The following is a 24,835-nucleotide window of genomic DNA, read 5'->3' as shown; positions in this document are numbered from 1 at the left end:
TTTTGGCTTTTTCAAATCAAAAGAAAACCATTCAATATATTAATCTTTATCTATCTTTTATCATTTTTTCAAAGAATAAAACCAAAATTTTATCCAATTATATAAAAATCCAACAATCTAAATAATATCTATTATGGCTTTGGATATTGCTTCTTTATATTGCGAATTAATTCTTCTAACCCATTCAATTTCAATTCGTAAATCAATTGCAGCTGCTGTCCAAGCTCTCCTTTTGGAAAACCTTTATTATGATACCAAACGACGTAATATTCTGGAAGATCAATTAAAAATCTGCCTTCGTATTTCCCGAAAGGCATTTTGGTGTGTGCTAATTTGATGAGAAGTTTTTTGTCTTGTTCCATTTTTTTTAAAGAAAAAAGAAGCAAGAAGAAAGAATATAGATTTTCTCTCTTCTTGCTTCATAGGTACAAAGCTATTATTATTTTTCTCTTTTGCCACAGATTAAGAAATAGTTTTCAGTCTCGGTCTCTGTTTACAGTTAAAAAAAGAAGCAAGAAAAAAGAATATCGACTCATTCTTTCTTCCTGCTTCTTATCGCGTACAAAGCTATTTATTTTTTACCACAGATTAAAATAATTTTCTAATCTGTATATTTTTTTGCCACGAATTTCAAGAATTCACACAAATTTTTTTATTAGTGTAATTCGTAGCGAAAAAAAAACTTAGAATCTTAGTATCTCAGAACCTCAGCCTCTTAGTAATGCCATCTCACAAAAGCTTCCATCGCTGCATAAGTTGCTAAACCTAATTGGTGATACAAAGCTGCTGTTTCGCGGTTTCTGTCTTCTGCTCTTTGCCAGAACTCCCTTGCATCTGTCCCTTGGAAAACAACTCCGTCTTTTTGAGATTGGTGTTTGAAGATTCCGTGACGTTTTTCTAAAACCTGATCTGGACTCATTGGAACAGCCATTTCAACTTCGTCAATTCCCCATTCCTGCCAAGCTCCACGGTATAGCCATAACCAGCAGTCGTTCATAAATTCTTTTGGTTTTAAAACTTTTACAGCTTCAAAAATGGCATCTAAACAAACTTTATGTGTTCCGTGCGGATCTGCTAAATCTCCAGCAGCATAAATTTGGTGCGGTTTAATTTTTTCGATTAAATCTACAGTCAATTGAATATCTTCTGGTCCAATTGGTTTTTTCTCAATTGTTCCTGTTTCATAGAAAGGTAATTCCATAAAATGAATCTGGCTGTCCGGCAGACCAACAAAATGACTTGTTGCTCTCGCCTCACCTTTTCTAATTAGACCTTTAATGTAGCGAACTTCAGGAATATCAATTTCACTGTTCTTTTTATTCTCTAAGAATGTTTCTGCTTTTTTATAGATATTATCTGCCTCTTCACTTTTGATTCCGAATTTTTCATTGTAATCAATTACGAATCTTGCAAAACGAAGTGCTTCATCATCTGCAACTGCAATATTTCCAGATGTTTGGTACGCTACGTGTACTTCGTGCCCCTGCTCTTGCAGACGCATGAAAGTTCCTCCCATACTGATAATATCGTCATCTGGATGCGGACTAAAAATTAATACACGTTTTTTAGCCGGCTCTGCTCTTTCTGGACGATTTGTGTCGTCAGCATTTGGTTTTCCGCCAGGCCAACCCGTAATTGTATTTTGTAATTTATTGAAAATCTTAATATTGATGTCATAAGCTGGACCAGAATCTGCTAATAAATCGCTCATACCATTTTCGATGTAATCTGCATCTGTAAGCATTAAAATTGGTTTTTTAAGATCTAATGCCAATCCCAAAACAGCTTTACGAGTTAATTTATCTGTCCAAACAATTTTCTCAACTAACCAAGGTTTGTTAATTCTTGTTAGTTTAGAAGAAGCTTCTTTATCTAAAACAAATACTGCGTTGTTATGTTCTTGCAAAAATGACGCTGGTACTCGGTTTGTAACTTCGTCTTCAACAGATTTTTTTACAATGTTTGCTTTTCCTTCTCCCCAAGCCAATAAGATTACTCTTTTGGCTTCCATTATTTTTTTCACTCCAAGTGTAATGGCAGTTCTTGGTGTATTGTTCAAACCGAAGAAATCTTTACTTGCCGCAACTCTTGTAATATGATCTAATGCAACCAAACGAGTTTTAGAGTTTTGAAGCGAGCCAGACTCGTTAAATCCGATGTGTCCGTTACCTCCAATTCCTAGAATCTGTAAATCGATTCCACCTAGAGCTTCGATTTTTGCTTCATATTCGTGGCAGTAATCTGCAATTTGTTCTTTTGTTAAAAGTCCGTCTGGAACATGAGCGTTTTCAGGTAAAATATCGACATGATCAAACAAAAGCTCTTTCATAAAACGAACATAACTATTGATTGAATTTGGCTCCATTGGATAATATTCATCCAAATTAAAACTAATTACGTTTTTAAAACTCAAACCTTCTTCTTTATGCAGACGAACCAATTCTGCATACAACCCTTTTGGAGAAGAACCAGTTGCTAATCCTAAAATACAAGGTTTGCCTTCTTTTTGTTTTGATTGAATTAAAGCTGCAATTTCTTGCGCTACTTCTTTTGAAGCATCTGTTGAGTTTTCAAAAACAACTGTATTAATGTTTTCGAATCTTTTCTCGAAACCTGTTGCTTTGTCGATTTTACTTTTTAACATGATATATTAATTTTTATTTTTGTTCAACTATTCCATTTCCTGTATTTATGCCCTTTTACAGCATAAAACAAAATCATTATATAAGAGGGTAATAATATCAAATAAGCTACCTGATTGCCGCTTCTAGAAACGTTTTGCATATTTTTTGCAAGATTTGCAGCATTCACACTTTCGATAATCATTCCATAAAATAATGGAAAAACTGCTCCACCGATAATTCCCATAATCAAAATGGCGCTTCCAATCTTTGTATAACCGCCCAAATCCTGCAAAGCCATTGGCCAGATTGCCGGCCAGCACAAAGCATTTGCTAATCCTAAAAGTGCTACTAAAAGAATTACCAATGGTATTTGTGGAATTCTAGGAAGAGTAACCAATATTTTTGGCGAAATCAAAACAATTGTCAAAACCAGTATAATTCCTAAAATTCCTGAGACTTTTAAAGCTGTAACCTGCGAAACATATTTAGGAATTAAAACGATCCCAAGTACATATCCAATAACCATTGCTGACATGGTAAAAGAAGTTAATTTTAGATAAAAATCTCCATTATTACCATAGACTCCAAGCTGTTTTCCAAAACCTCCAATGGAATCTCCGGCTAAAACTTCTGCTGATAAATAAAGCATTAAAGTAATTACTCCTAAAACTAGCTGAGGATGTTTAAATGCGTTTTTTATTTGTTTGAAAATGTTTAAATGAGATACATTTCCTTCTTCATCAAGATCAATTTCCGGCAAAGGAGAAAATTTTACCAACAAAGCTAAAACTGTTATAATCAACCCCATATAAAGATACGGTCTTTGCAATTGCAATGCAAGTGAATTTAAAGCATTTGTTTTGGACACCTCATCCATTAAAGCAATTTTGTCTGCCGTAAAGTCCTTCATATTAGACAAAACCAGAACTGTAAGTACAAGTGGCGCTACGAATCCTGCCACTTTATTAGCAATACCCAAAACGCTGATTCTAGCCGCAGCGCTTTCTCTTGGTCCAATTACCACAACGTACGGATTTGAAGCTGTCTGCAAAACCGCTAAACCAGTTCCCATTACAAACAATGCTAATAAAAAGAAGAGAAATGTTCGACTTGCAGCAGCAGGATAAAACATAAATGCTCCAGCAGCGATGATTAATAATCCTAAAGAAATTCCATTCTTATACCCCACTTTTTCAATAATATAAGAAGAAGGAACTGCCATTACAAAATAAGCAATATAAAATGCAAAAGTCACAAAGTAGGCTTGAGAAGAAGTTAGTTCGCAAGCCAATTCAAAAAACGGAATTAATGGTCCGTTCAGCCAGGTTACAAATCCTAGAATAAAGAATAGCAAGGTTAAAATTACCATTGGAACAACGGTATTCTTTTTTTCTAACAGTAATGTACTTTGAATGTTTGTCATAATTTTTGGGTTGATTGGTTATAGATTTAGTTATTTCAAAATCTAAATTAGAATCAACGCTTTAATTACCTTATGCGTAATTTATGCAAATATCTGCATTTTTTTTGCAAAACAAAAGTAGTACATTAATTTTCCTTAATCTCTAATTTAGATATGAATATTTTGTTAATTTTTGGTATTCCAATTTAAATCAGGGTAATATTTTGCCAAATACGCTTTTACATCGGCAATATCTTCTTTGGCTGTTAGGTCTGGAACATGCTCAGAAAACGGAATTCCGACCGTTGTATTCGGATTTTCTTTAACTGAGTTTAAAAGTACTGTTGGTAATTCCTTCTCGTCACGCTCTGGATGAACAGGGCAATTTTTAAGATGTGTATATAAGGTCTTGCCGTTAAACTTAAAAGCATTCATGCTTACTCGTATTTTTCCTTCGCTGTCTTTGTATTGTTCCAAAACATCTTCAGAAGGTTTTTCCAAAATATCCAAAAGCTGATTATTCTCGTCTAATTTTGCAATTGCAAAACGCGAAATACGTTCCTGCGGAAATTCCATTGCATCTCGGTCATAACTAATAAAGGCATTCGGACTTTCGGTTTCTCTTAAAGCACGAAGAGCTGCTGCCGAATATAAGTTATCACTATTACAAACTGAATAAAATTGAGAATTGAGCTCTGGATATTGTTCTACTGCCTGAAACAGTGCATCTGCAGTTCCAAAAGGTTTTACTCTTCCTTCTGGAATATATTGTACAGCAAACGAAATATTTAATCCGTGAAAATCATTATTTTCCATTTGACTTCCGTAAAACTGTTTAAATAATTCTCCTTGTTCACCTATTATAATATAGATATTTTTGTAACCAGCTTTTTTTGCATTCCATAAAAGGTAATCTAAAAGAGGCCTTCCGCTTGCTCCTACTCCAATTAAACCTTTACTTCTTTCGTTAGCCTGCGCTATTTCTTCAGCAGATAAATTATTTAATACAGCTTCTTTTTTCATGCGTGAAGAAGCTCCACCTGCTAAAATCACTAAATTGTCGTGCATCTTATTTAAATTTCAATATTATCAATAATTCGTACTCCAGGATCAACATTTACTGCGTAAGCTTCTTCTGCCCCAGCGTTTAATATTGCTTCTATTACTGCATCTTCTTTTTTAGGATCTGCAATCACTACAATACTTCCGCCGCCGCCAGAACCTACAATTTTTGCACCGTATGCTCCTGCCTTCAAGGCTGCATTAATCATTGCATCAATTCTTGGAACTGTAATTTTTAGCAGATCCCGCAAGATTTCATGATGTCCATTCATTAAAGCACCAATTTTCTGAAGATCTAAAACTGGTTTTTCGAATTCCTTTAATGCTTCTTTAGTATAATGGTAATTTTTAATAGCCGCTTCAAAATAGGGAATCAAACGATCTGGAAGACAATTTCTATACTTATCCAAATCTTCGATTTCTGATGTATTGAGATCAAAATCAGGATAGTTTTGTTTTACGATATCAATTGCCATTAAAGCATTTCCTTTCAACTCGCCAATTAACCCAATTGTTTCTTTGGGAACTCCAGAAACTCCTGTTATTAAACCTTTTAATCCAGTTCCGATCACATCGAAGGAAAAAGGTTTTTTAGTATTAATATAAACGATATTTCCAACGCCAATACTAAAATGATCCATCATTCCGCCAGGTTCTCCATGTTCTAAAACTTCCGATTCGTATCCTAATTTAGAAAGGAATTCGGGCGTAACTTCGTGATCGATTCCAAAAGCTTCAATCAAAAATCGAATCCAAGCCATTAATAAAGCTGATGAACTCGACGTTCCAGAATTAATTGGAATATCTCCTGTAATTGTTATGGTATAACCAGTTGTAGGCATACAGCCGTATCTGCGTAAAACACGCAGCGAGGATGCAAAATAATCTCTGGGTTCTAATTTTTCGAAAGATGCATGAATATCTATTACTCGAATTTCGTTTATATCGATCATATTTAGAACAAACGATTCGGTCTGATTTTCTTTAGCAATTAATTTAATATTTCGATCTATGGCGCAGGCTATAACTGGCAGTCCTAAATAATCTTGATGATCTCCAAAAAGACAGGTTCGGCCGGGAGCTAATGAAGTAATTTTTCTCACTTAAGAACTTTGTATTAAAACATTGTAATCCAATAAATTACAACATTATTAGGTTATGGTTTTATTTTAAATTTTCGGTTTTGATTCTACGAAACTATATATTATATTTTTATAAAACAAGAAAAAACAAAAAAATGTGCTCGAACACACTAAAATAATGTTCTCGAGCACACAACATGAATTCTTCTAAAATTTTTACGTTTATTAAATCAAAGTTTTTATATTTGCTTATATGGATAAAAAGTACACAATTAAGGATATTGCGCAAATGGCTGGAGTTTCTAAAGGAACTGTAGATCGCGTACTGCATAATAGAGGAAAAGTTTCTCCTGCGGCGCTTGAAAAGATTAATGAAGTACTGAATGTCATTGATTATGAGCCCAACTTAATTGCTCGAAATTTAAAAAACACAAAGGTTTACCGCATTTGCGTTTTACTTCCAGATCCTGAAATTGATCCATATTGGCTTCCTTGCGTTAACGGAATTCAAGATGCTGCAGCGGAATTTAAAGCGTACAGTGTCGTAATTCAAACTCATTACTTTAATCCAGAAAGCACCAAATCTTTTTTAAAAACCCACGAGGCAATTATTGCTCAATCACCAGATGCTGTTTTGCTGGCTCCGTTGTTTCATAAAGAAACTATTGAAATCATCAAACAATATGATGAATTGGGAATTATGGTAAATACTTTTAATAACCAGGTAGAATCTTCTTCTATTAAAAGTTTCGTCGGACAGGATTTATACAAAAGCGGCCGTGTTGCTGCGAGTTTAATGAATTTGATTTTGCCTAAAGGCCAGATTGCGATTATTCATATTGATGAAAGTCTGAAGAATGCTGTTCACATGCAGGAAAAAGAAAAAGGTTTCAGAAGTTATTTTGATGAAAAAAAACTTTCTGATTTCTCTTTGCTTACACTGAAACTCAAATATTCTAATATCGAAACTAAGTTTGCTGCTTTTATAGAAGAGCATCCAGATTTAAGCGGTATTTTTATTACTACTTCTAAGGCTTATCAAATTGCCTCTATCCTATCTACTTTAGAAAATAAAAAAATAGCCTTAATTGGTTACGATTTAATTGAGAAAAATGTCAATTTTTTAAATCAGGGTCTTGTTCACTTTTTAATTCACCAGAATCAAAAAAGACAGGCTTATTTAGGAATCAGTACTTTGGCAGAACATTTTATATTTAGAAAAGATATCCCAGAAACAATTTTGCTTCCTATCGATATTATAAATGTCGAAAATGCTTCTTTTTATGTTAGCTAAAAGTTTGCCACAAAGGCCTTAAGACTCTAAGTTTTTTTTAAAATTTTATAAACTCGTAGAGCTGCAAAGTTTAAAATATAATAAACTCCGTTTAGATTTAGCTGGAGACAATTCAGATTGCTTTTTCTTAAAACAATTTTGTGCCTTTGCGTATTTGTGGCTAATTATTTCATTAAAGCAAATTTCCCAAAAGATGAAGCTATATGAAAATTAGGTTCTGGCGTATTTGGATTTACCCATGTAATCCAAGTTGGTTCATAATTTTGATTTTCGTCTTTAGAGAATTTCGCTCTATATACTCCTGTTTCAATACTATTATTATGAATTAAATCTAGTTCTTTTAAAGATGCTATGCTGATTTTTCCAGCAACGGTAAATGATGTTTCATCGTTTGAAGAATATAATTTAATATGTTCTTTAGGCCATTTCCATTCGTAATCAAATTTTTTATTGGGGCGTGCTTCAAAATCTAATAATCTTGTTGAAGGATCAATTTCTAAACAGTAATACGGATCTATAGCATCGTTTTGACGAAAAAACAGCTCAACGCGATCAGAATTGCAGATACTATCAACACTATCGTCTTTTGTATCGATATAAACATCTGTATCAAAAACCCTGAAATGAAAATAGAAATTTTGCTGATCCCAAAGGGCTCGAAATTCAATTTTTGAAAATGTTTCCGTTTTCCAAGGAGACGAAAAATCGGTAAGACAATTTGCTTTTTTCCAGAAAATTGAATCTAAAATTTCGACTTCATTTATTTGATTTTTATCTATTAAAATTACTTGATATTCTTTCACAATTTTGACTCTAAAATTTTGTTAATTCTTAATTCTTAAAAAGTCAAAATGACCATAATTTAAGTTTCAGATTTTGGCTTTTTTCGAGATGACCAAGATAGTTTAAAATTGAAGGCAAAAACACTCTTCTTTTTACAAATAAAAATCAAATTTTCAGTCGATAAAACTCATCAGAAAAGACTGCTTAATTTTTATGTTTTTTGAATCATGATTGCGAAATTCATAAGTTTTTATAAAATCGTCATTTATAATTCAAAAAAGCCTCAATTTACTAGGTATGCTTATTCTTTAAATATTTTAAAAAAATCACATCATTTTAAGTCAAAAAAAACGTTTCGCACAATTTTATGTGCTCGAGAACATAAATTTTGTGTGTTCGAGCACATTTTTTGTGTTTTTTCTTGTTTTATAAAAATATAATCTATAGTTTCGTCAGAGATTAATCTTAAAACTAAGTTAATTATGTAAAAATTTAGGTGATTTTAAGGCATCAAAATCGAAGAAAAACGAACTAAATAAGCAGTATTTAGAGCCGAAAATAAGACACTGTTTTTATGTAAAAATCAATTCAAATGAAAACTCAATTAAACACCAAAATGACTCTCCTGATCAAAAAAGAAATCTAAAACCTACAAACAAGAAAAAAAACAATTAAACATTAACCAAAACCAATTTTAAGTATGAAATTATTAACCCAAAAAAAACCAAGAGATTTTCGGATTAACAATTTATCCCGCAAAGAAATTAAACTAACAATTCTATCGTTACTCGTTTTTACATTTCAAGCTTCGGCAGCTTCTTCAATAAATACTTCAGATAAAAACTATACCGCATTATTTTTCGAAAAAATAGTAAAAGGTAAGGTTACAGACAAAGATGGTTTGCCTCTTCCTGGCGCTAATGTTGTGGTTAAAGGAAGCAATAAAGGTGTTCAAACAGATGTTGATGGAAGCTTTTCGATTACTGTAGCTGATAATGTTACTAAACTTGTGGTGACTTATATTGGTATGGAAGATCAAGAAGTAACTATTGGAAATGCACCGCTAAAAATTGTCATGAAAGAAGCTGGACAAAAATTAGATGAAGTAGTTATTGGATACGGAAAATCTAAGAAAAAAGACCTTACAGGTTCTGTGAGTTCTCTTAGCAAAGACAATTTGAATTTAGGCGGAACTATTGCCAATGTAGGACAGGCGTTACAAGGACGTGCTTCTGGGGTTCAAGTACAGCAAAATAATTATGCACCGGGAACCAATCCGTCTGTAGTAATTAGAGGAGGAAATTCTATAAATACTTCTAATGCGCCTTTGTACGTAGTGGACGGATTTATTACCAGCACTGGAGCTTCAATTAGTCCAAACGATATTGAAAATATTCAGATTTTAAAAGATGCCGCTTCTACAGCAATTTATGGTGCACGCGGTGGAAATGGGGTTATCATTATTACAACTAAAAAAGGAAAATCAGGAAAAATGATGGTGGAAGCCGAAATTTCAGATGGTTTTCAAAATATTATAAAAGAGCCTTCATTGTTAACTGGACAACAATATGCTGATATTCAAAATGCAATTGCGGGTGAAAACGGAAGACCTCCGGTTTTTCCATCAAGTTTTCCAATTGCGAATACCAATTGGTTTGAAGCAGCGACACGTCCAGGAGAAGTATTGAACAGAACGCTTACTTTTAGCGGAAGCGATCAAACTTCTAAATTCTTTCTTTCAGGAAACTATTTGAAACAAACGGGAGCTATTGAAAACACTGATTATGAAAGATACAGCGTTAGAATGGGTGCCGAAAAAAGATTTAATGAAAGATTAAATATGGGTGCTAATTTTTATGGTGCTGCAGCTGAAGGAAATAACAGCGATTTTGGAGATAATATCCTTTCTCCGATGTTCTCTATTCAAACTGCTCCTCCAACGATTCCGATCTACAATGCTGATGGCTCATATTATAAATATCAAGGAAAAGATAATGCATTGGCTCTTTTACTTGAACCAACAGACCACACAATCAATAGATTAGCAAACGGAAGTATGTTTTTAGATTATGAAATAATTAAAGGTCTTACTTACCACTTTGGTTCTGGTGCTGAATGGCAGGAAAACATTCAAGGAAAATATACTCCAAGTACATTAGTAGCTGGAGCTGCGTTAAAAGGTTCTGGATCTGAAGAAAATAAAACATATTTTAGATGGAGTACAGAACAATATTTAACGTACAAGTTTAATATCAAAGAAGTACATGCCATCACTGCAATGATTGGAACTTCGAACCAAAAAGATACTTATGAAAGAGTAAGAGCTGCAGGTACAGGATTTTCTAATGACTTATTAACGTATTACAATCTTCAAGGTGCAGCGGTTTATTTGAAACCTGAAACTGAAAAAACAGAGACAAAACTTACTTCTTATTTTGGAAGGTTAAATTATGCTTTTAATGACAAATATTTAGCAACTTTTACAATTAGAAAAGACGGTTCTTCTCGTTTTGGTCCAAATAACAAATTTGGTATTTTCCCTTCTGGAGCTGTTGCATGGAAGTTGTCTAACGAATCTTTTATGCAGAATGTAAAAGCTATTTCTGAACTTAAATTAAGAGCCAGCTATGGTATTACAGGAAACGACGGAATTGGCGATTACTCTTATATGAACCGATTGACTTCTTGGGGTGTAACTATTGCACCTGATGATTTTGTTGCTGGTACAGAACCTGCGAATTTGGCAAATCCGAACTTGAAATGGGAAGAAACAGCTCAAACCGATTTAGGTTTAGATTTAGGTTTATTTAATGATAAACTTTCGATCACAATTGATTACTACAAAAAAAGAACTTCTGATGCTCTTTTAAATGTTCCTGTTGGAGGATGGTGGGGATTTGGCACTCAAAGAGTTAATTCTGGAGTTATTGATAATAAAGGTATTGAGTTAGGAATTAGTACTGAAAATATCAGAACTACTAATTTTTCTTGGAGAACGTCATTAAATGTTGCTTACAATAAACAAGAAATTGTATCTCTTGCTGATAACGTAAAAATCATTAGTACAAACACTTCTAACCCAAGCGGAACTGTTTCTGGGCAAGAGTTTACAAGACTAGAGCCGGGAAAAGAAATGGGAGTTTTATACGGATACAAATATGCAGGCGTGATCAAAACGGGAGAAACATACGCAGCTCAGCCATTGTCTGTCCCTGGAGATCCGAAATATGTAGATGTTGACGGAGACGGTACTATTACTGCTGCCGACAGAACTTATTTAGGAAATTCTATTCCGCATTATGTTGCTGGTTTTAATAACGATTTTAAATATGGAAATTTTGATATGAATATCTTTTTCCAAGGTGCTTTTGATTATTCTGTATATAATATGACTGCAATGGTTGGTGAATCTTCTACAAGTACAGATGCATTAAATCGCTGGGTTGCGGGAGTAAATGAAAATACAGATATTCCAAGAGACGGCTACTACAAAAGCAAATATGGAAGTTATGTGAATTCGAAATTTGTTGAAGAGGCTTCTTACTTACGTTTAAAAAATGTTTCTATAGGATATTCAATTCCCGAAAGCGTACTAAAACAAGTAAAATTCATTGACAGCATCAGACTATATGCGATTGGACAAAACTTATTGACGATCACAAATTACTCTGGAAATGACCCTGAAGTAAACGGGCATTCAACAAACAATTTAGGCGGAGGAATCGATTTTAACTCGTTCCCAGCATCAAGAACTTTTATACTTGGAATTAAAGTCGCAATTCACTAGTCAAAAGGCTTTTTAGTAACATTAAATTTATTAAAATGAAAAAATATACACTATTATTACTTTTACTTACCGCCGGAGTAGAGATTTCGTGCAACCAAGATCTAGATCCCACGGTATACAGCAGTTTGACTAATACCAATGGGTATCAGACAAAATCAGATGCAGTTGCGGCCATTAATTCAATTTACGGCAGATTAAAAGGGCCTTCTGTTGGAGATAACTTTTCATACTGGGCAACAAGACACTTCGCTTTAACAGATATTGCTACTGATTTAGGACACTGCCAATACGGAGGAGATCCCGGACAATTGTCTTTAGGAACTTGGAGTTCGACAAACGGTCTTCTTTTGGAAGATTGGAATGCGATGTATAAATTAATTGCCAATGCAAACAATGCTATCTTTAACATTCTGCCAATGACTGGAATTACTGCTGCAGAAAAAGCACAGTTTATTGCCGAAGCTAAATTTTTAAGATGTTCTGCTTACATGGATTTGACTGATGCTTGGGGACCAGTAATTTTAATTACCGAAGCCAATTTAGGAAATCCAGGTTACCTAGATCAAACTCCTCCATCGTCTGTAGAAGAAATTGATGCTTTCATTATTAAAGAACTAACAGAAGCTGCAGATGTACTGCCAGTAAATTATAAATCAAATGACATTTATGAAAGTAACGATGTTGGCCGCGCAACAAAAGGTGCAGCACTTACATTACTAGCTAAATTATACATGCGCAGCCATGAGTGGCAAAAAGTTGTTACATTGACACAGCAAGTAATGGATTTGAACGAATACAGTCTTTATCCTTCTTACTTAGGTTTGTTTAAAGAAAGTAACAAATGGTGCAGCGAAAACATCTTCTCTTCTTTGAGTGATGCAAATACAAACGGAACAGAATTATTAAATCACTTTGGACCAATCGATCATCCTGTTGTACAAAACAGATGGCAGTATTATACTGTAAACTGGGATTTCTACAACACTTTTGGTGACGAAGATGAGAGAAAACAATGCTTTTTCCCAGAATTTATGGGAACAGACGGTTTACTTCATAAACAAGCTCCTTCATTGGGTGCGCAGCCACCGGCTGGTGAGTTTTACATGCCAGACGTTTCTACAAGAAAATATGCCGATGACGAAACAACAACTTATTATGACGGTCATAGTGTAAACATTCTTCGTTATGCAGATGTATTATTGAGCAGAGCCGAAGCATTAAACGAACTCAGTGGACCAACAAGTGAAGCGATCGGATTAATTAATCAAGTTAAGGCAAGATCTCATGCAAAACAATTAGTTTTATCTGACTACAATCAAAACACTTTAAGAGACGCTATTTTACAGGAAAGAGGCTGGGAGTTTTTCTACGAAGGAAAACGTCGTCAGGATTTAATTAGAATGAACAAATATGATGTTTTGGTAAATGCATATCATCTTAGAGTTGGTGAAGCTGCTTTAATAAAAATGCCGCAAAACAAATATTATACATATCCACAGAGTCAAGTAAACCTTAATCCGAAATTAAGCAACGCTGATAGACAATAAAGAATACCCAATCAAGAATAGACAGTAAAAAATGTCTGTCTATTCTTGATTTTTAATACAGATGAAGTACTTTTCTGTTTCACAAAAGAAGCTTTTCAGATGATCAAAAAACTATTACTTAAAGGAAGTTTTATTTTAGCCTTACTTGCATTGGCAAGTTGTTCTAAAAATCAGGATATAGTAAATATCAATATTGGGACTCATGGCAACAACGAATTGAAAATTCAAATCGATGTTACTACGAATGACAATGTACAGGTATATGCAGAATATTGGTCTGACCAAAAAGGAACTCAAAGCAAAATAACCACTCCTATTTCAAAATCAGGGCTTAAACATACTTTAGTTCTCTGCAATATTACTCCAGAAACGAATTATAGCTATCAGCTCGTTACAGTTGCAGACGGCGAAAAAAAGCCCAGTAAAGTCTATACTTTTAAATCGAGAAAACTTCCAGAATGGCTTCAAAAACAATTTAAAGCCAATTGCCCGAAACCAGAATTACTGCCACAAAATTTCAAAAAGGGCTTTATGCTTTTGGCAAAAAGAGAAACGCCTGGAACAGTTTATATAGTAGATTACAAAGGAAACTTAAGATGGTATCATACTATTGAAGGAACTGGGTTTAAAGTAGCTCATTTTACAAAGGAACAAACCATCATTTCTATTCTTGGCAAAAATGACGAACCAACAAGTTATGGAAGTGAAATTCTAGAAATCAACTTACAAGGAGATACTTTAACACATATCAAAAAAGGACAAGGCGATTTAAAACAAGTTCTTCACCACGAAATCATAAAAAAATCGGCTAACGAAATTGTCACTTTAACTGTTGATCAAAAAATAATCGATTTAACTTCTATTGGAGGAAAAAAACAAGATACTATCAATGGAGATGGAATTTTAATTTTAGATAAAAAAGGAAAGCAACTTTGGAAATGGAGTGTTTTTGATGATTTAGATCCCTTTAAAGATAAAGATTTACTGAAAACCAAAAAAGATTGGACTCATGCCAACAGTTTAAATTACGATACTGATGGAAATTTCCTGATCTCATTTTACAATAATGGACAAATTTGGAAGATCAATTCTAAAACTGGAAAAGTAATCTGGAAATTAGGAAAAGGAGGAACTATGAAAATGGCTCCAGATACCAATTTCTCTCAGGCGCATGCCGCACACATTAATCAAGAAGGAAGTTTATTGTTTTTTGATAATGGTGTCGACAAAAAACAGTCTTCCGTATTTGCCTTAAAAGTCGACGAAAAAAACAATGCAGTTAAACTAGATTATCAAATAAAATTACCAAAAGACATTTACAATGACAGAATGGGAAGCGCTTATATGATTGATAAAGATGCCATATTATGCTGCTGCTCGAAAAGACATATCACGGTTTTAACGAATAAAAAAGGAGTGCTTTTATGGGCATTAGAATCTGAGATTCCGCCTTATCGTACACAGTTTATTCCCGAAGAAAAATTGAAACCTTTTATTCAAAATTAGAAAATGACATTCCTGCAAGGTTTCTAAATCTTGTAAGCATAAAATAAGTTATAACAAATACAGGTTTTAGAACCTGTTAGGATAAAAATAGTAAACATGAAAAAAATAATTCTAATTGGTCTATTTGCAGCATTGCCAATGGTTGTTTTCAATTCTTGCAATACTTCGACTTCACAGACATTAGCGGCAGCAAAAACAGTTGAAGCTGATGATGAAGGTTATATTACAATTGATACTTCAAAAATTCCAGACGATCAATTCGGAGAATCTGTTCGATACGGAAGAGAATTAATGCTGAAAACAGCCTATTATATTGGACCAAACGGTAAAAACGGACAATATTTGGGCAACAAAATGAATTGCACCAACTGTCACCAAGATGCCGGTACAAAACCACATGCATTCAATTTAATGTCTTCACACGATAATTATCCACAATATCGCGGGCGCGAAAACAAAGTGCTTACACTGGCAGAAAGAGTTAATAACTGCATTATGCGCCCGCATTCTGGAAAACCGCTTCAGTTGGACAGTAAAGAAATGGTAGCCTTTTTATCTTATTTTAAATGGATCAGCAAATTTGTGCCTAAAGATGGTAATTTTAAAGGAGCAAAAAATCTAGAAATCGAATTTCCAGATGTCGCTGCAAGTCCAGAAAGAGGAAAAGCATTATTTACTGAAAATTGTGCGCGCTGCCATGGAAATAATGGCGAAGGCGTATATAATGCTGATAAATCGGGTTACATCTACCCGCCTCTTTGGGGAGAATACGGTTATCAGCCGGGTTCAAGCATGCACAGAGTTATCAAACAAGCACAATGGTTAAAAAATAATATGCCTTACGATAAAGTACTTTTAGGAAAACCTTATCTCACAGACAAAGAAGCACTTGATATCGCTGCTTATGTAAATGATGACAAAATTCACACAAGACCAAATCCTAAAACATTCGATTATCCAAATAAACTCGGCAAACCTATCGATTATGCACACAGTCCTTTTGTAGATAATTTTTCTGAAGAACAGCATAAATACGGACCTTACAAACCGATAATTGCGTACTGGAAAAAGAATGGCTGGAAAGCTGTTTATTAATTTTAAATTTTAGACTATTTAAACCTGAACATACATTACAATGAAACTAAACCTAAAAAACAGACCTCTTTTAAGCAGAATAATGATAATGTGCTTTTTCATTCTCACTATTCCAATGGCGGCACAAATAAAATATTCTGACGGAAATGACAGCTGGAATCCTAATTTACTTGGCAATCACCGCGCTGTAATTGCATTTTCCAGTTCAGGAAATATTGCCAAAACAACTATTGAATGGCGAAGAAGAGATCAAAATCCAGAACTTAAAAAAATTATTGTTCAAGATGCATCAGGAAAAGAAATTCAAAATATAAAAACAGAAAATATCAATAGAGAAAACGGTACTATTTTCTTTGAACCTATTTCGGGAAAAGGAACATATTACGTTTATTATATGCCTTATGTAGACGAAGGAACGGCAAATTATCCGAAAGGAATTTATCAAAAACCTGAAAACAAAGCCGATACACAATGGCTTTCTAATATAAAAGCAAACTTAAAAGACAATACTGCTGTAACAGAGATTCAGAGCGTAAATGCTTTCAATAGTTTTTACCCAATGGAAGTAATTGCTACAGCTACAGAAACCAAAGCTCTTATTGCAAAAAACAGCGGAAATTCATTTTTAGTTTTTCCAGAAGACAGATTGCATTCAATCAAAATGAAAACAGATTTGCCGCAGCGCTGGATTCAGAAAGGTGTTCAAAATACTTTTTCAGATACCGCTTTAAAGGGCGAATATTTAGCATTTCAATTAGGCATTTATGCTCTTGAAGATGTAAAGAATGTAAAAATTACCTTTTCGAATTTAGTAAGTCCTTCTGGAACAATTGATGCAAAAAACATCAGCTGTATAAATACTGACGGAATTCGTTACGATGGATCTATTTTCACGAATACTGTTTCGGTTTCTAAAGGAAAAATTCAAGCAATGTGGTGCGGAATTGAAGTTCCACAAACTGCAACTGCTGGAACTTACAAAGGGAAAGCGACAGTGAATGCTGACGGAAAATCAAAAGAAATTGAACTTCAAATCACAGTAACAAATGAGGTTACTAAAAACGGCGGAATTGACAGTCCAGAAAAAATGACGCGTTTAAATTGGCTAAACTCAACTTTAGCTCAGGAAAATACGGTTATTGCACCTTACACTCCATTAGTTGTAAAAGATGCTGCAATCTCTTTATTAGGAAGAAAATTAATCCTAGCGTCAAACGGATTTCCAGCGCAAATTCAGACTTATTTCACGCCAGAAATGACTTCATTAGGAACAAAACCAAATGATATTTTAAGTGCTCCTATTGATTTTCATTTTGTGGATGCTTCAGGAAAAGAAGCACAATGGAAAAACAGCGGTGTAAAATTTACTAAAAAAGAAGCTGGAATCGTTTCTTGGGAAAATACCTCAACTTCAAAATCGGTTCAAATGGATGTTAACGCTTCTGTTGAATTTGACGGTTTTGTACATTATACAGTAAAAGTTACCGCTCTTGAAGATGTTTCTTTTAATGATATCAATTTCCAAATGCCTATGCAGCCAGCTTCTGCAAAATACATGATGGGATTAGGTCAAAAAGGCGGAGATCGTCCTGCAACTTTTGACTGGAAATGGGATGTTGCGCACAAAAATCAAGATGGTGCTTGGATTGGTGCTGTAAATTCTGGATTGCAATTTTCTCTTAGAGACGAAAAATACAGCCGTCCATTGAACACCAATTTCTATTTGCAAAAACCTTTATTATTGCCAACTTCTTGGGGTAATGACAACAAAGGAGGAATTACCATTACACCAAACCAAAAATCGGTTGTAGTAAATGCTTATAGTGGTGCTAGAACACTGAAAAAAGGCGATGTTTTATATTATAATTTCAACTTGTTGATTACGCCATTCCATACTATAAACACAGATTTTCAATGGGATACAAAGTTTTACCACAAATACAGCCCGATCGATTCTATTGCTAAAACTGGCGCAACCGTAATCAACATTCACCACGCAAACGCAATCAATCCATATATCAATTATCCTTTTATTGAATTTAAAAAGATGAAAACGTATATCGATGAAGCACATGAAAAAGGATTAAAAGTAAAAATCTATAATACCGTTAGAGAGGTTTCAAACAAAGCTTATGAGACTTTCGCTTTAAGAAGTTTAGGCCACGAAATCTATTCTCCAGGAAAAGGCGGCGGATTCTCTTGGCTGCAAGAACACGTTGGAGACGATTATATCGCTGCATGGTTTGTTCCTGAAATTAAAGATGCTGCAATTGTAAATAGCGGTATGAACCGTTGGCATAATTATTATGTTGAAGGAATGAATTGGCTGACTCAAAACGTTGGTATTGACGGAATTTATCTAGACGACGTTGCTTTTGACAGAATCACAATGAAACGTATCAAAAGAGTTTTGACTAAAGATGGTCATCCTGGAATTATCGATTTACACAGTGCGAATCAATATAACAAAAGCGACGGATTTAATAACAGTGCCAATTTATATATGGAACACTTTCCGTACATCAATAAGTTATGGTTTGGAGAATATTTTGATTATGAGAAAAATCAGCCGGACTTTTTCTTAACAGAAGTTAGCGGAATTCCGTTTGGATTAATGGGCGAAATGCTTCAAGATGGTGGAAATCCTTGGCGTGGAATGGTTTTCGGAATGACGAATAGATTACCGTGGAGCGATGGTGCTGACCCAAGACAAATCTGGAAATTATGGGATTCTTTCGGAATTAAAGGTTCTGAAATGATTGGTTACTGGAGCGAAAATTGTCCCGTAAAAACAAACAATGATAAAGTGCTGGCTACAGTTTACAAAAAGAACGGAACAGCATTGATTTCTATTGCAAGCTGGGCAGATGCTGATGTAAATGTAAAATTGAATATTGACTGGAAAAAACTAGGAATAAATCCGTCTAAAGCGACAATTACAGCTCCTGAAGTTCTTAATTTTCAGCCTGCAAAAACGTTTACAGCAAAAGATGAAATAACTGTTCCTAAGGGAAAAGGATGGTTGTTAATTGTTAAGTAATTAAATTCAATAACGATCATCTTGTCCAATTTGTCATTTCGACGAAGGAGAAATCTCCACAAGTAGCTCGATAAAGATTGACGAAATACTATGCGGAGTTTCTTGCGAAGATTTCTCCTTCGTCGAAATGACAAAAAGCTCAAAAAAATAAGCCACAGATTACACAGATTACACAGATTAATTTTTAAACAGATTAAAAAAAATCATTTTAATCTGTGTAATCTGTGGCAAAAAAACAACCACAAAACACTAGCTCTCCATATGAAACTTAAACCTTTCTTATCAATTCTACTTTTTGGAAGCCTCTTTGTCACAGCACAAAACAAACCCACTATAAAAGAATACAAAAAAGTATTTACCACATACCCTTTTTCAGATCCTGACCCGATTCCGAAACCAGACACAAAATTTTATCCTTATTTCCGTTTTGACGGCTTTACAGACAAACCAGTTCAGAAAGAATGGAAAGTAATTGAAATAGAAAACGATTACATCAAACTGATGATTTTGCCTGAAATAGGCGGAAAAGTTTGGTCGGCTGTAGAAAAATCAACTGGAAAAGACTTTGTTTACAATAATCATGTAATCAAATTTAGAGACATTGCCATGCGCGGACCGTGGACAAGCGGCGGCGTTGAAGGCAATTATGGAATTATCGGTCATACCCCAAATTGTGCTACTCCAGTAGATTATAAAATTATAAACCGTGAAGACGGAAGCATCAGCTGTGTTATTGGAGTTTTAGATTTATTAACGAGAACTTCTTGGAAACTAGACATCAATTTACCAAAAGACAAAGCTTATTTTACAACCAATTCATTTTGGTCTAATTCGACAGAATTACAGCAGCCTTATTATACTTGGATGAATACAGGAATTAAAGCCGCTGGAAATCTTCAATTTATTTACCCTGGACAGACGTATATTGGCCATAACGGCGAATACAATTCTTGGCCGATTGATAAAGAAAACGGCAAAGATTTATCTTATTACAAAAACAATGATTTTGGCGGTTACAAATCGTATCACGTATTCGGAAAATACAATGATTTCTTCGGAGGATATTGGCATGACGAAGATTTCGGAATGGCAAGATATGGTAATCACGATGATAAACCCGGCAAAAAAATATGGATTTGGGGATTATCACAGCAAGGAATGATTTGGGAAAAATTATTGACCGATACTGACGGACAATATACAGAAGTACAAAGCGGCAGATTATTTAATCAGGCAAGCGAAGGCAGTAATTTAACCCCTTTTAAACAACGTTCGTTTGCGCCTTATCAAACTGATACTTGGACAGAATACTGGTTTCCTGTAAAACAAACCAAAGGTTTTGTAAAAGCCAATAATTACGGGGCTGTTAATGTGAAAAACGAAAATGGCTGGCTGAAAATCTATTTCTCTCCGCTTCAAAAACTAAATGAAAAAATTGAAGTTTTCGAAGGCGATAAAAAAGTATATTCTAAAGATATTGCTTTGAATACGCTCCAAACATTTAAAGATTCAATTCAGGTTAAAGCTGATTTTAATAAATTGAAATTTATTTTAGGCGGCAATAAACTAGTTTGGAACGGTGCTCCTGAAGATGGAAATATTAATCGCCCAGTAGAAATTCCAAAAAACTTTGATCATAATTCGGTTTACGGATTGTATCTGCAAGGTAAAAATTACATCAGTTTTAAAGATTATGTAAAGGCAGAAGAAAACCTTACAGCTTGTTTACAAAATGATCCAAACTTTGCTCCTGCCCTTTCTGAATTAGCTTCTTTACAAATTAGAAAATTTCAATACAAAGAAGCTGTAGAAACTGCTAAAAAAGCTTTAGCAATCGATACTTACGATGGTGGTGCAAATTACAATTATGCTTTGGCAAATCTTCATTTAGGAAACACAACCGATGCAAAAGATGGTTTTGATATTGCAGCAGCTGGTGTAGAATACAGAAGCGTTGCTTACACTTCACTAAGTAAAATTTATTTAGCTGAAAACGAATTACCTAAAGCTGTTGAATATGCCGAAAAGAGCTTAATAAACAATCAATACAATCTAGAATGTCTGCAAGTATTGGCGGTTTTGTATCGTCTTCAAAATAATTCAGACAAAGCAAATGCAGCTTTAAAAACAATTACTACACTTGATCCGTTAAATCATTTTGTAGATTTTGAAAAATATCTTTGGAACAGTTCAAATGATGCCAAACTTAATTTTACAGCTGCAATTCAAAATGAAATGCCAGAACAGACTTATCTGGAATTAGGAATTTGGTACGAGAATCTGGGCCGAAAAGAAGAAGCTCTAAAAGTTTTTAACATCGCAGTTCCAAGTGCAGAAATTATATATTGGAAAGCTTTTTTAGAAAACAAAACTGTTGATTTATCTAAAATCAAACCTGGAACTAGTTTTCCGTTCCGCGCAGAAACGGCTTCCATTCTCAAAACATTAATTAAAACTAATGATCAATGGCAGTTAAAATACCATTTAGGTCTAATCGAATGGAATCGCAATAGTATTTCTGAGGCAAAAGAATTGTTTACACAATGCGGCTCAAAACCTAATGATCCTGCTTTTTATGGTGCCAAAGCTTCTTTATTTAAAGATGATGCTACAGTTGTATTGGCAAGTCTTCAGCAGGCTTTAAAACTAGATCCACAAGGCTGGAGATATCATAAATTATTGGCAGAACATTATATCGTTCAAAAACAATTTGACAAAGCACTTTCAACAACAGAATCTTTCTACAAAAAACATAAAGAGAATTATTTAATTGGAATGCTGTATGCAAAAACGCTGCTGTTAAATAAAAAATATGCTGCTGCAGATGCATTTCTAACCAAATTACAAATTCTTCCTTTTGAAGGTGCAACTGCTGGAAGACAATTGTACCACGAAGCGAAATTGATGCAGGCTTTGGCAGAAATTAAAAACAAACAATATAAAAAAGCATTACAATTTATTGGCGATGCAAAATTGTTTCCAGAAAATTTAGGAGTAGGAAAACCTTACGATGAAAACATCGATGAAAGGCTTGAAAACTGGCTGGATTATCAATGTTACACCAATCTTGGCAACAAAGAAATAGCTGCTAAATCTTTACAAAAAATCGTTGCTTTTAATCCAAAGGTTGATAATACGGTTATGAACTTTTTACCAGCAAATAATCTTGTTTCAGCTTGGGCAATCGAAAAAACATCTTCTTCTCAAGAAGCAGAAAAATGGTTAAAAAATCAAGCCGATTTATATCCAGAAAACAAAATTATTCAATGGAGTTTACTCGTTTATACGAAAAAACAATCGAATATTTTAAATGAAGATGAAAAAGACGGTGAAGTCAGAATTATCGAAAAATTGTAAAGAACTTTTAAAACAATAAAATGAAAAAGCATTTTTTAAAATATACTTTTTTGGGTCTTATTTTCATTGTAAGCCCAAAAATTGAAGCGCAAAACAAACAGGAAAAACCAGATGAATTAAGTGTTTACAGAGTTACACCTTTAAAAACTAATGATTTAATTCATACCAAACTCGAAGTCTCATTTGATTACGGAAAACGTTATTTGTATGGAAAAGAATGGGTTACTCTAAAACCTCATTTTTATGAAACCGATTCGCTGCATTTAGATGCAAAAGGAATGGATTTTAAAGAAATTGCTATTGTCGATGGAAAAAAAACTATTCCGCTAAAATATACTTACGATAACGAACAGCTTTCAATTCAATTAAACAGAAAGTACAAAAACAACGAAAAGTATACGATTTTCATTAATTACACCGCAAAACCAGCAGAACTTAAAAGTAAAGCTGGCGAATCGATTACCAACTCAAACGGATTGTATTTTGTTAATCCTGACGGAAAAGGAGACAAACCAACACAAATTTGGACTCAAGGAGAAACAGAAGCTTCGTCTTGCTGGTTTCCTACGATTGATAAACCAAATCAAAAAACAACTTCTGAAATTGCAATGACAGTAGAATCAAAATATACTACGCTGTCTAACGGTAAATTAACTTCACAAAAAGCAAATAAAAACGGAACTCGTACTGATATTTGGAAAATGGATCAGCCAAACGCTCCTTATTTATTTATGATGGCGGTTGGGGATTTTAAAATCTATAAAGATTCTTATAATGGAAAAGAGGTCAGCTATTATTTAGAACCTAAATATGCGCCATTTTCGAAACAGATTTTTGGCAAAACGCCTGATATGATGAACTTTTACGGTAAAATGCTTGGTGTAGAATATCCTTGGGCAAAATATTCGCAGATTGTTGTAACAGATTTTTTTGGAGGTGCAATGGAAAATACTTCTGCAACTGTTCACGGCGGATATGTACAAAAAACCGAAAGAGAATTATTAGACAATAACGAAGAAAGTACCGTAGCACACGAACTTTTTCATCAATGGTTTGGAGATTTAGTAACTGCTGAATCTTGGTCAAATTTAACAATGAACGAATCTTTTGCCACATTTGGAGAAGTTCTTTGGCACGGTCACGACGCTGGACAAGATGCAGAAGACAGATCTCGTTATGAAAAACTGCAGAATTATCTTCGTTCACAAAAAAATGGAGACAGTCCAATTTTAGCACGTTTTCATTACAAAAATGCAGACGATATGTTTGATAATATCAGCTATTCTAAAGGTTCGATTATTTTGTACGCCATGAAAAACCAAATGGGTGACGAAGCCTTTTTTAAAGGATTGAATCATTATTTAACCACTAATGCTTACAAATCTGGAGAACCGCATCAGCTGCGTTTGTCTATGGAAGAAGTAACTGGAAAAGACTGGCTGCCTTATTTTGATCAATGGTATTACAATGCTGGAAGTCCAATTCTTGATGTAACTTACAAATACGCTAACGGAAAAATTATCATTACGATTAGTCAATCTCAGGATAGTGCAGTGCAAACGTTTACATTGCCTTTAAAAGTTGATTTTTACGTAAACGGAACTAAGATAAGAAAGGATATTTTAATTACTAAAAGAGAACAAAGTTTCAGTTTTGACCTTCCTTCAAAACCTGAATTTATAGATTTAGACCCAGATAAAATCCTAGTTGGCGAAGTGAATGTAGATAAAAAAACTTCTGCTGATTATCTTTATCAATATAAAAATGCGCCATCGTATTACAACCGAATTGAAGCTATAAAATTTGCTTCAAAAGACAGAAGTCAGGAGTCACAACTTATTTTATTGGAAGGTTTGAAAGATCCTCAAGAAGACTTACGAGTACTGAGTATTAAAGCAATTGATTTAAATGAAAAACAAACCAAAGATCAGATTTTAAAAACACTTCTTGACATTGCTAAAAATGATAAAAAGACCATTGCAAGAGCAAATGCTATTGTAAAATTAGCTTCTACTGGTGATACTTCTTATAAAGCATTGATGGAAGAAAGTATTAAAGAGCAATCGTACAACGTAATTGCGGCAGGAATTACAGGATTAACAAAATATACCCCAGCCGAAGCAGATAAAGCATTGGCTTCATTAGATGACGATACTAAAAAACATGTAACGCCATTAATGAAAAGATTTAGTAGTCAAAAATAATTATTAGAATCCTTTGAATCTGTTTTGTTTTTGAAAACCTCTCTAATTTGGT

The 24,835-nt window shown here is 34.0% G+C and carries 14 protein-coding genes; 8 read left to right on the top strand and 6 right to left on the bottom strand.

The window, feature by feature from the left end; genetic code table 11:
- Positions 1–131: 131 nt before the first annotated feature.
- From QMG60_RS11340 to QMG60_RS11320, 5 genes are all read right to left on the bottom strand, one after another.
- Entirely contained in the window at positions 132–362 is a 231-nt protein-coding gene (locus tag QMG60_RS11340) for a DUF3820 family protein (protein ID WP_057118843.1), read from the bottom strand.
- A gap of 353 nt (positions 363–715) precedes the next feature.
- The gene (gene nagB, locus QMG60_RS11335) at positions 716–2,644 is read right to left on the bottom strand and encodes a glucosamine-6-phosphate deaminase (protein ID WP_057118845.1); all 1,929 of its coding nucleotides are present in this window, start codon (positions 2,642–2,644) and stop codon (positions 716–718) included.
- 23 nt (positions 2,645–2,667) lie between these two features.
- On the bottom strand, positions 2,668–4,047 hold the full coding sequence (locus QMG60_RS11330) for a sugar MFS transporter (protein WP_281867891.1): 1,380 nt from the start codon (positions 4,045–4,047) through the stop codon (positions 2,668–2,670).
- A gap of 165 nt (positions 4,048–4,212) precedes the next feature.
- Complete coding sequence (locus tag QMG60_RS11325) at positions 4,213–5,094, bottom strand: sugar phosphate nucleotidyltransferase (RefSeq protein WP_281867890.1); 882 nt, start codon at positions 5,092–5,094, stop codon at positions 4,213–4,215.
- Between the two features lie 5 nt (positions 5,095–5,099).
- Entirely contained in the window at positions 5,100–6,191 is a 1,092-nt protein-coding gene (locus QMG60_RS11320; RefSeq protein ID WP_281867889.1) for a galactokinase family protein, read from the bottom strand.
- A gap of 232 nt (positions 6,192–6,423) precedes the next feature.
- On the opposite strand from QMG60_RS11320, the gene QMG60_RS11315 reads away from it, so the two are divergent.
- Positions 6,424–7,464, top strand: coding sequence for a LacI family DNA-binding transcriptional regulator (locus QMG60_RS11315; protein WP_134140829.1), 1,041 nt, complete (start codon positions 6,424–6,426; stop codon positions 7,462–7,464).
- 164 nt (positions 7,465–7,628) lie between these two features.
- Here QMG60_RS11315 and QMG60_RS11310 read toward each other — a convergent pair whose 3' ends face one another.
- Positions 7,629–8,267, bottom strand: coding sequence for a carbohydrate-binding family 9-like protein (locus QMG60_RS11310; RefSeq protein ID WP_281867888.1), 639 nt, complete (start codon positions 8,265–8,267; stop codon positions 7,629–7,631).
- 680 nt (positions 8,268–8,947) lie between these two features.
- Here QMG60_RS11310 and QMG60_RS11305 point away from each other — a divergent pair.
- The 7 genes from QMG60_RS11305 (at position 8,948) to QMG60_RS11275 (ending at position 24,783) form a co-directional block, all read left to right on the top strand.
- The gene (locus QMG60_RS11305) at positions 8,948–12,034 is read left to right on the top strand and encodes a TonB-dependent receptor (RefSeq protein ID WP_281867887.1); all 3,087 of its coding nucleotides are present in this window, start codon (positions 8,948–8,950) and stop codon (positions 12,032–12,034) included.
- A gap of 35 nt (positions 12,035–12,069) precedes the next feature.
- On the top strand, positions 12,070–13,581 hold the full coding sequence (locus QMG60_RS11300; protein WP_281867886.1) for a RagB/SusD family nutrient uptake outer membrane protein: 1,512 nt from the start codon (positions 12,070–12,072) through the stop codon (positions 13,579–13,581).
- 99 nt (positions 13,582–13,680) lie between these two features.
- The gene (locus QMG60_RS11295; RefSeq protein ID WP_281867885.1) at positions 13,681–15,087 is read left to right on the top strand and encodes an aryl-sulfate sulfotransferase; all 1,407 of its coding nucleotides are present in this window, start codon (positions 13,681–13,683) and stop codon (positions 15,085–15,087) included.
- A 96-nt stretch (positions 15,088–15,183) separates the two neighbouring features.
- Entirely contained in the window at positions 15,184–16,182 is a 999-nt protein-coding gene (locus QMG60_RS11290; protein ID WP_281867884.1) for a c-type cytochrome, read from the top strand.
- Between the two features lie 40 nt (positions 16,183–16,222).
- Positions 16,223–19,222, top strand: a complete 3,000-nt coding sequence (locus tag QMG60_RS11285) for a glycoside hydrolase domain-containing protein (protein WP_281867883.1) — start codon at positions 16,223–16,225, stop codon at positions 19,220–19,222.
- Between the two features lie 261 nt (positions 19,223–19,483).
- Positions 19,484–22,579, top strand: a complete 3,096-nt coding sequence (locus QMG60_RS11280; RefSeq protein ID WP_281867882.1) for a DUF5107 domain-containing protein — start codon at positions 19,484–19,486, stop codon at positions 22,577–22,579.
- A gap of 20 nt (positions 22,580–22,599) precedes the next feature.
- Positions 22,600–24,783: a M1 family metallopeptidase gene (locus tag QMG60_RS11275; protein ID WP_281867881.1), complete on the top strand. Its 2,184-nt coding sequence runs from the start codon at positions 22,600–22,602 to the stop codon at positions 24,781–24,783.
- Positions 24,784–24,835 lie beyond the last annotated feature (52 nt).

The sequence above is a fragment of the Flavobacterium sp. GSB-24 genome, from assembly GCF_027924665.1.
Classification (GTDB): domain Bacteria; phylum Bacteroidota; class Bacteroidia; order Flavobacteriales; family Flavobacteriaceae; genus Flavobacterium.
Note: the sequence above shows the minus strand (reverse complement) of the source record. Positions and strands in the feature narration are given on the sequence as shown.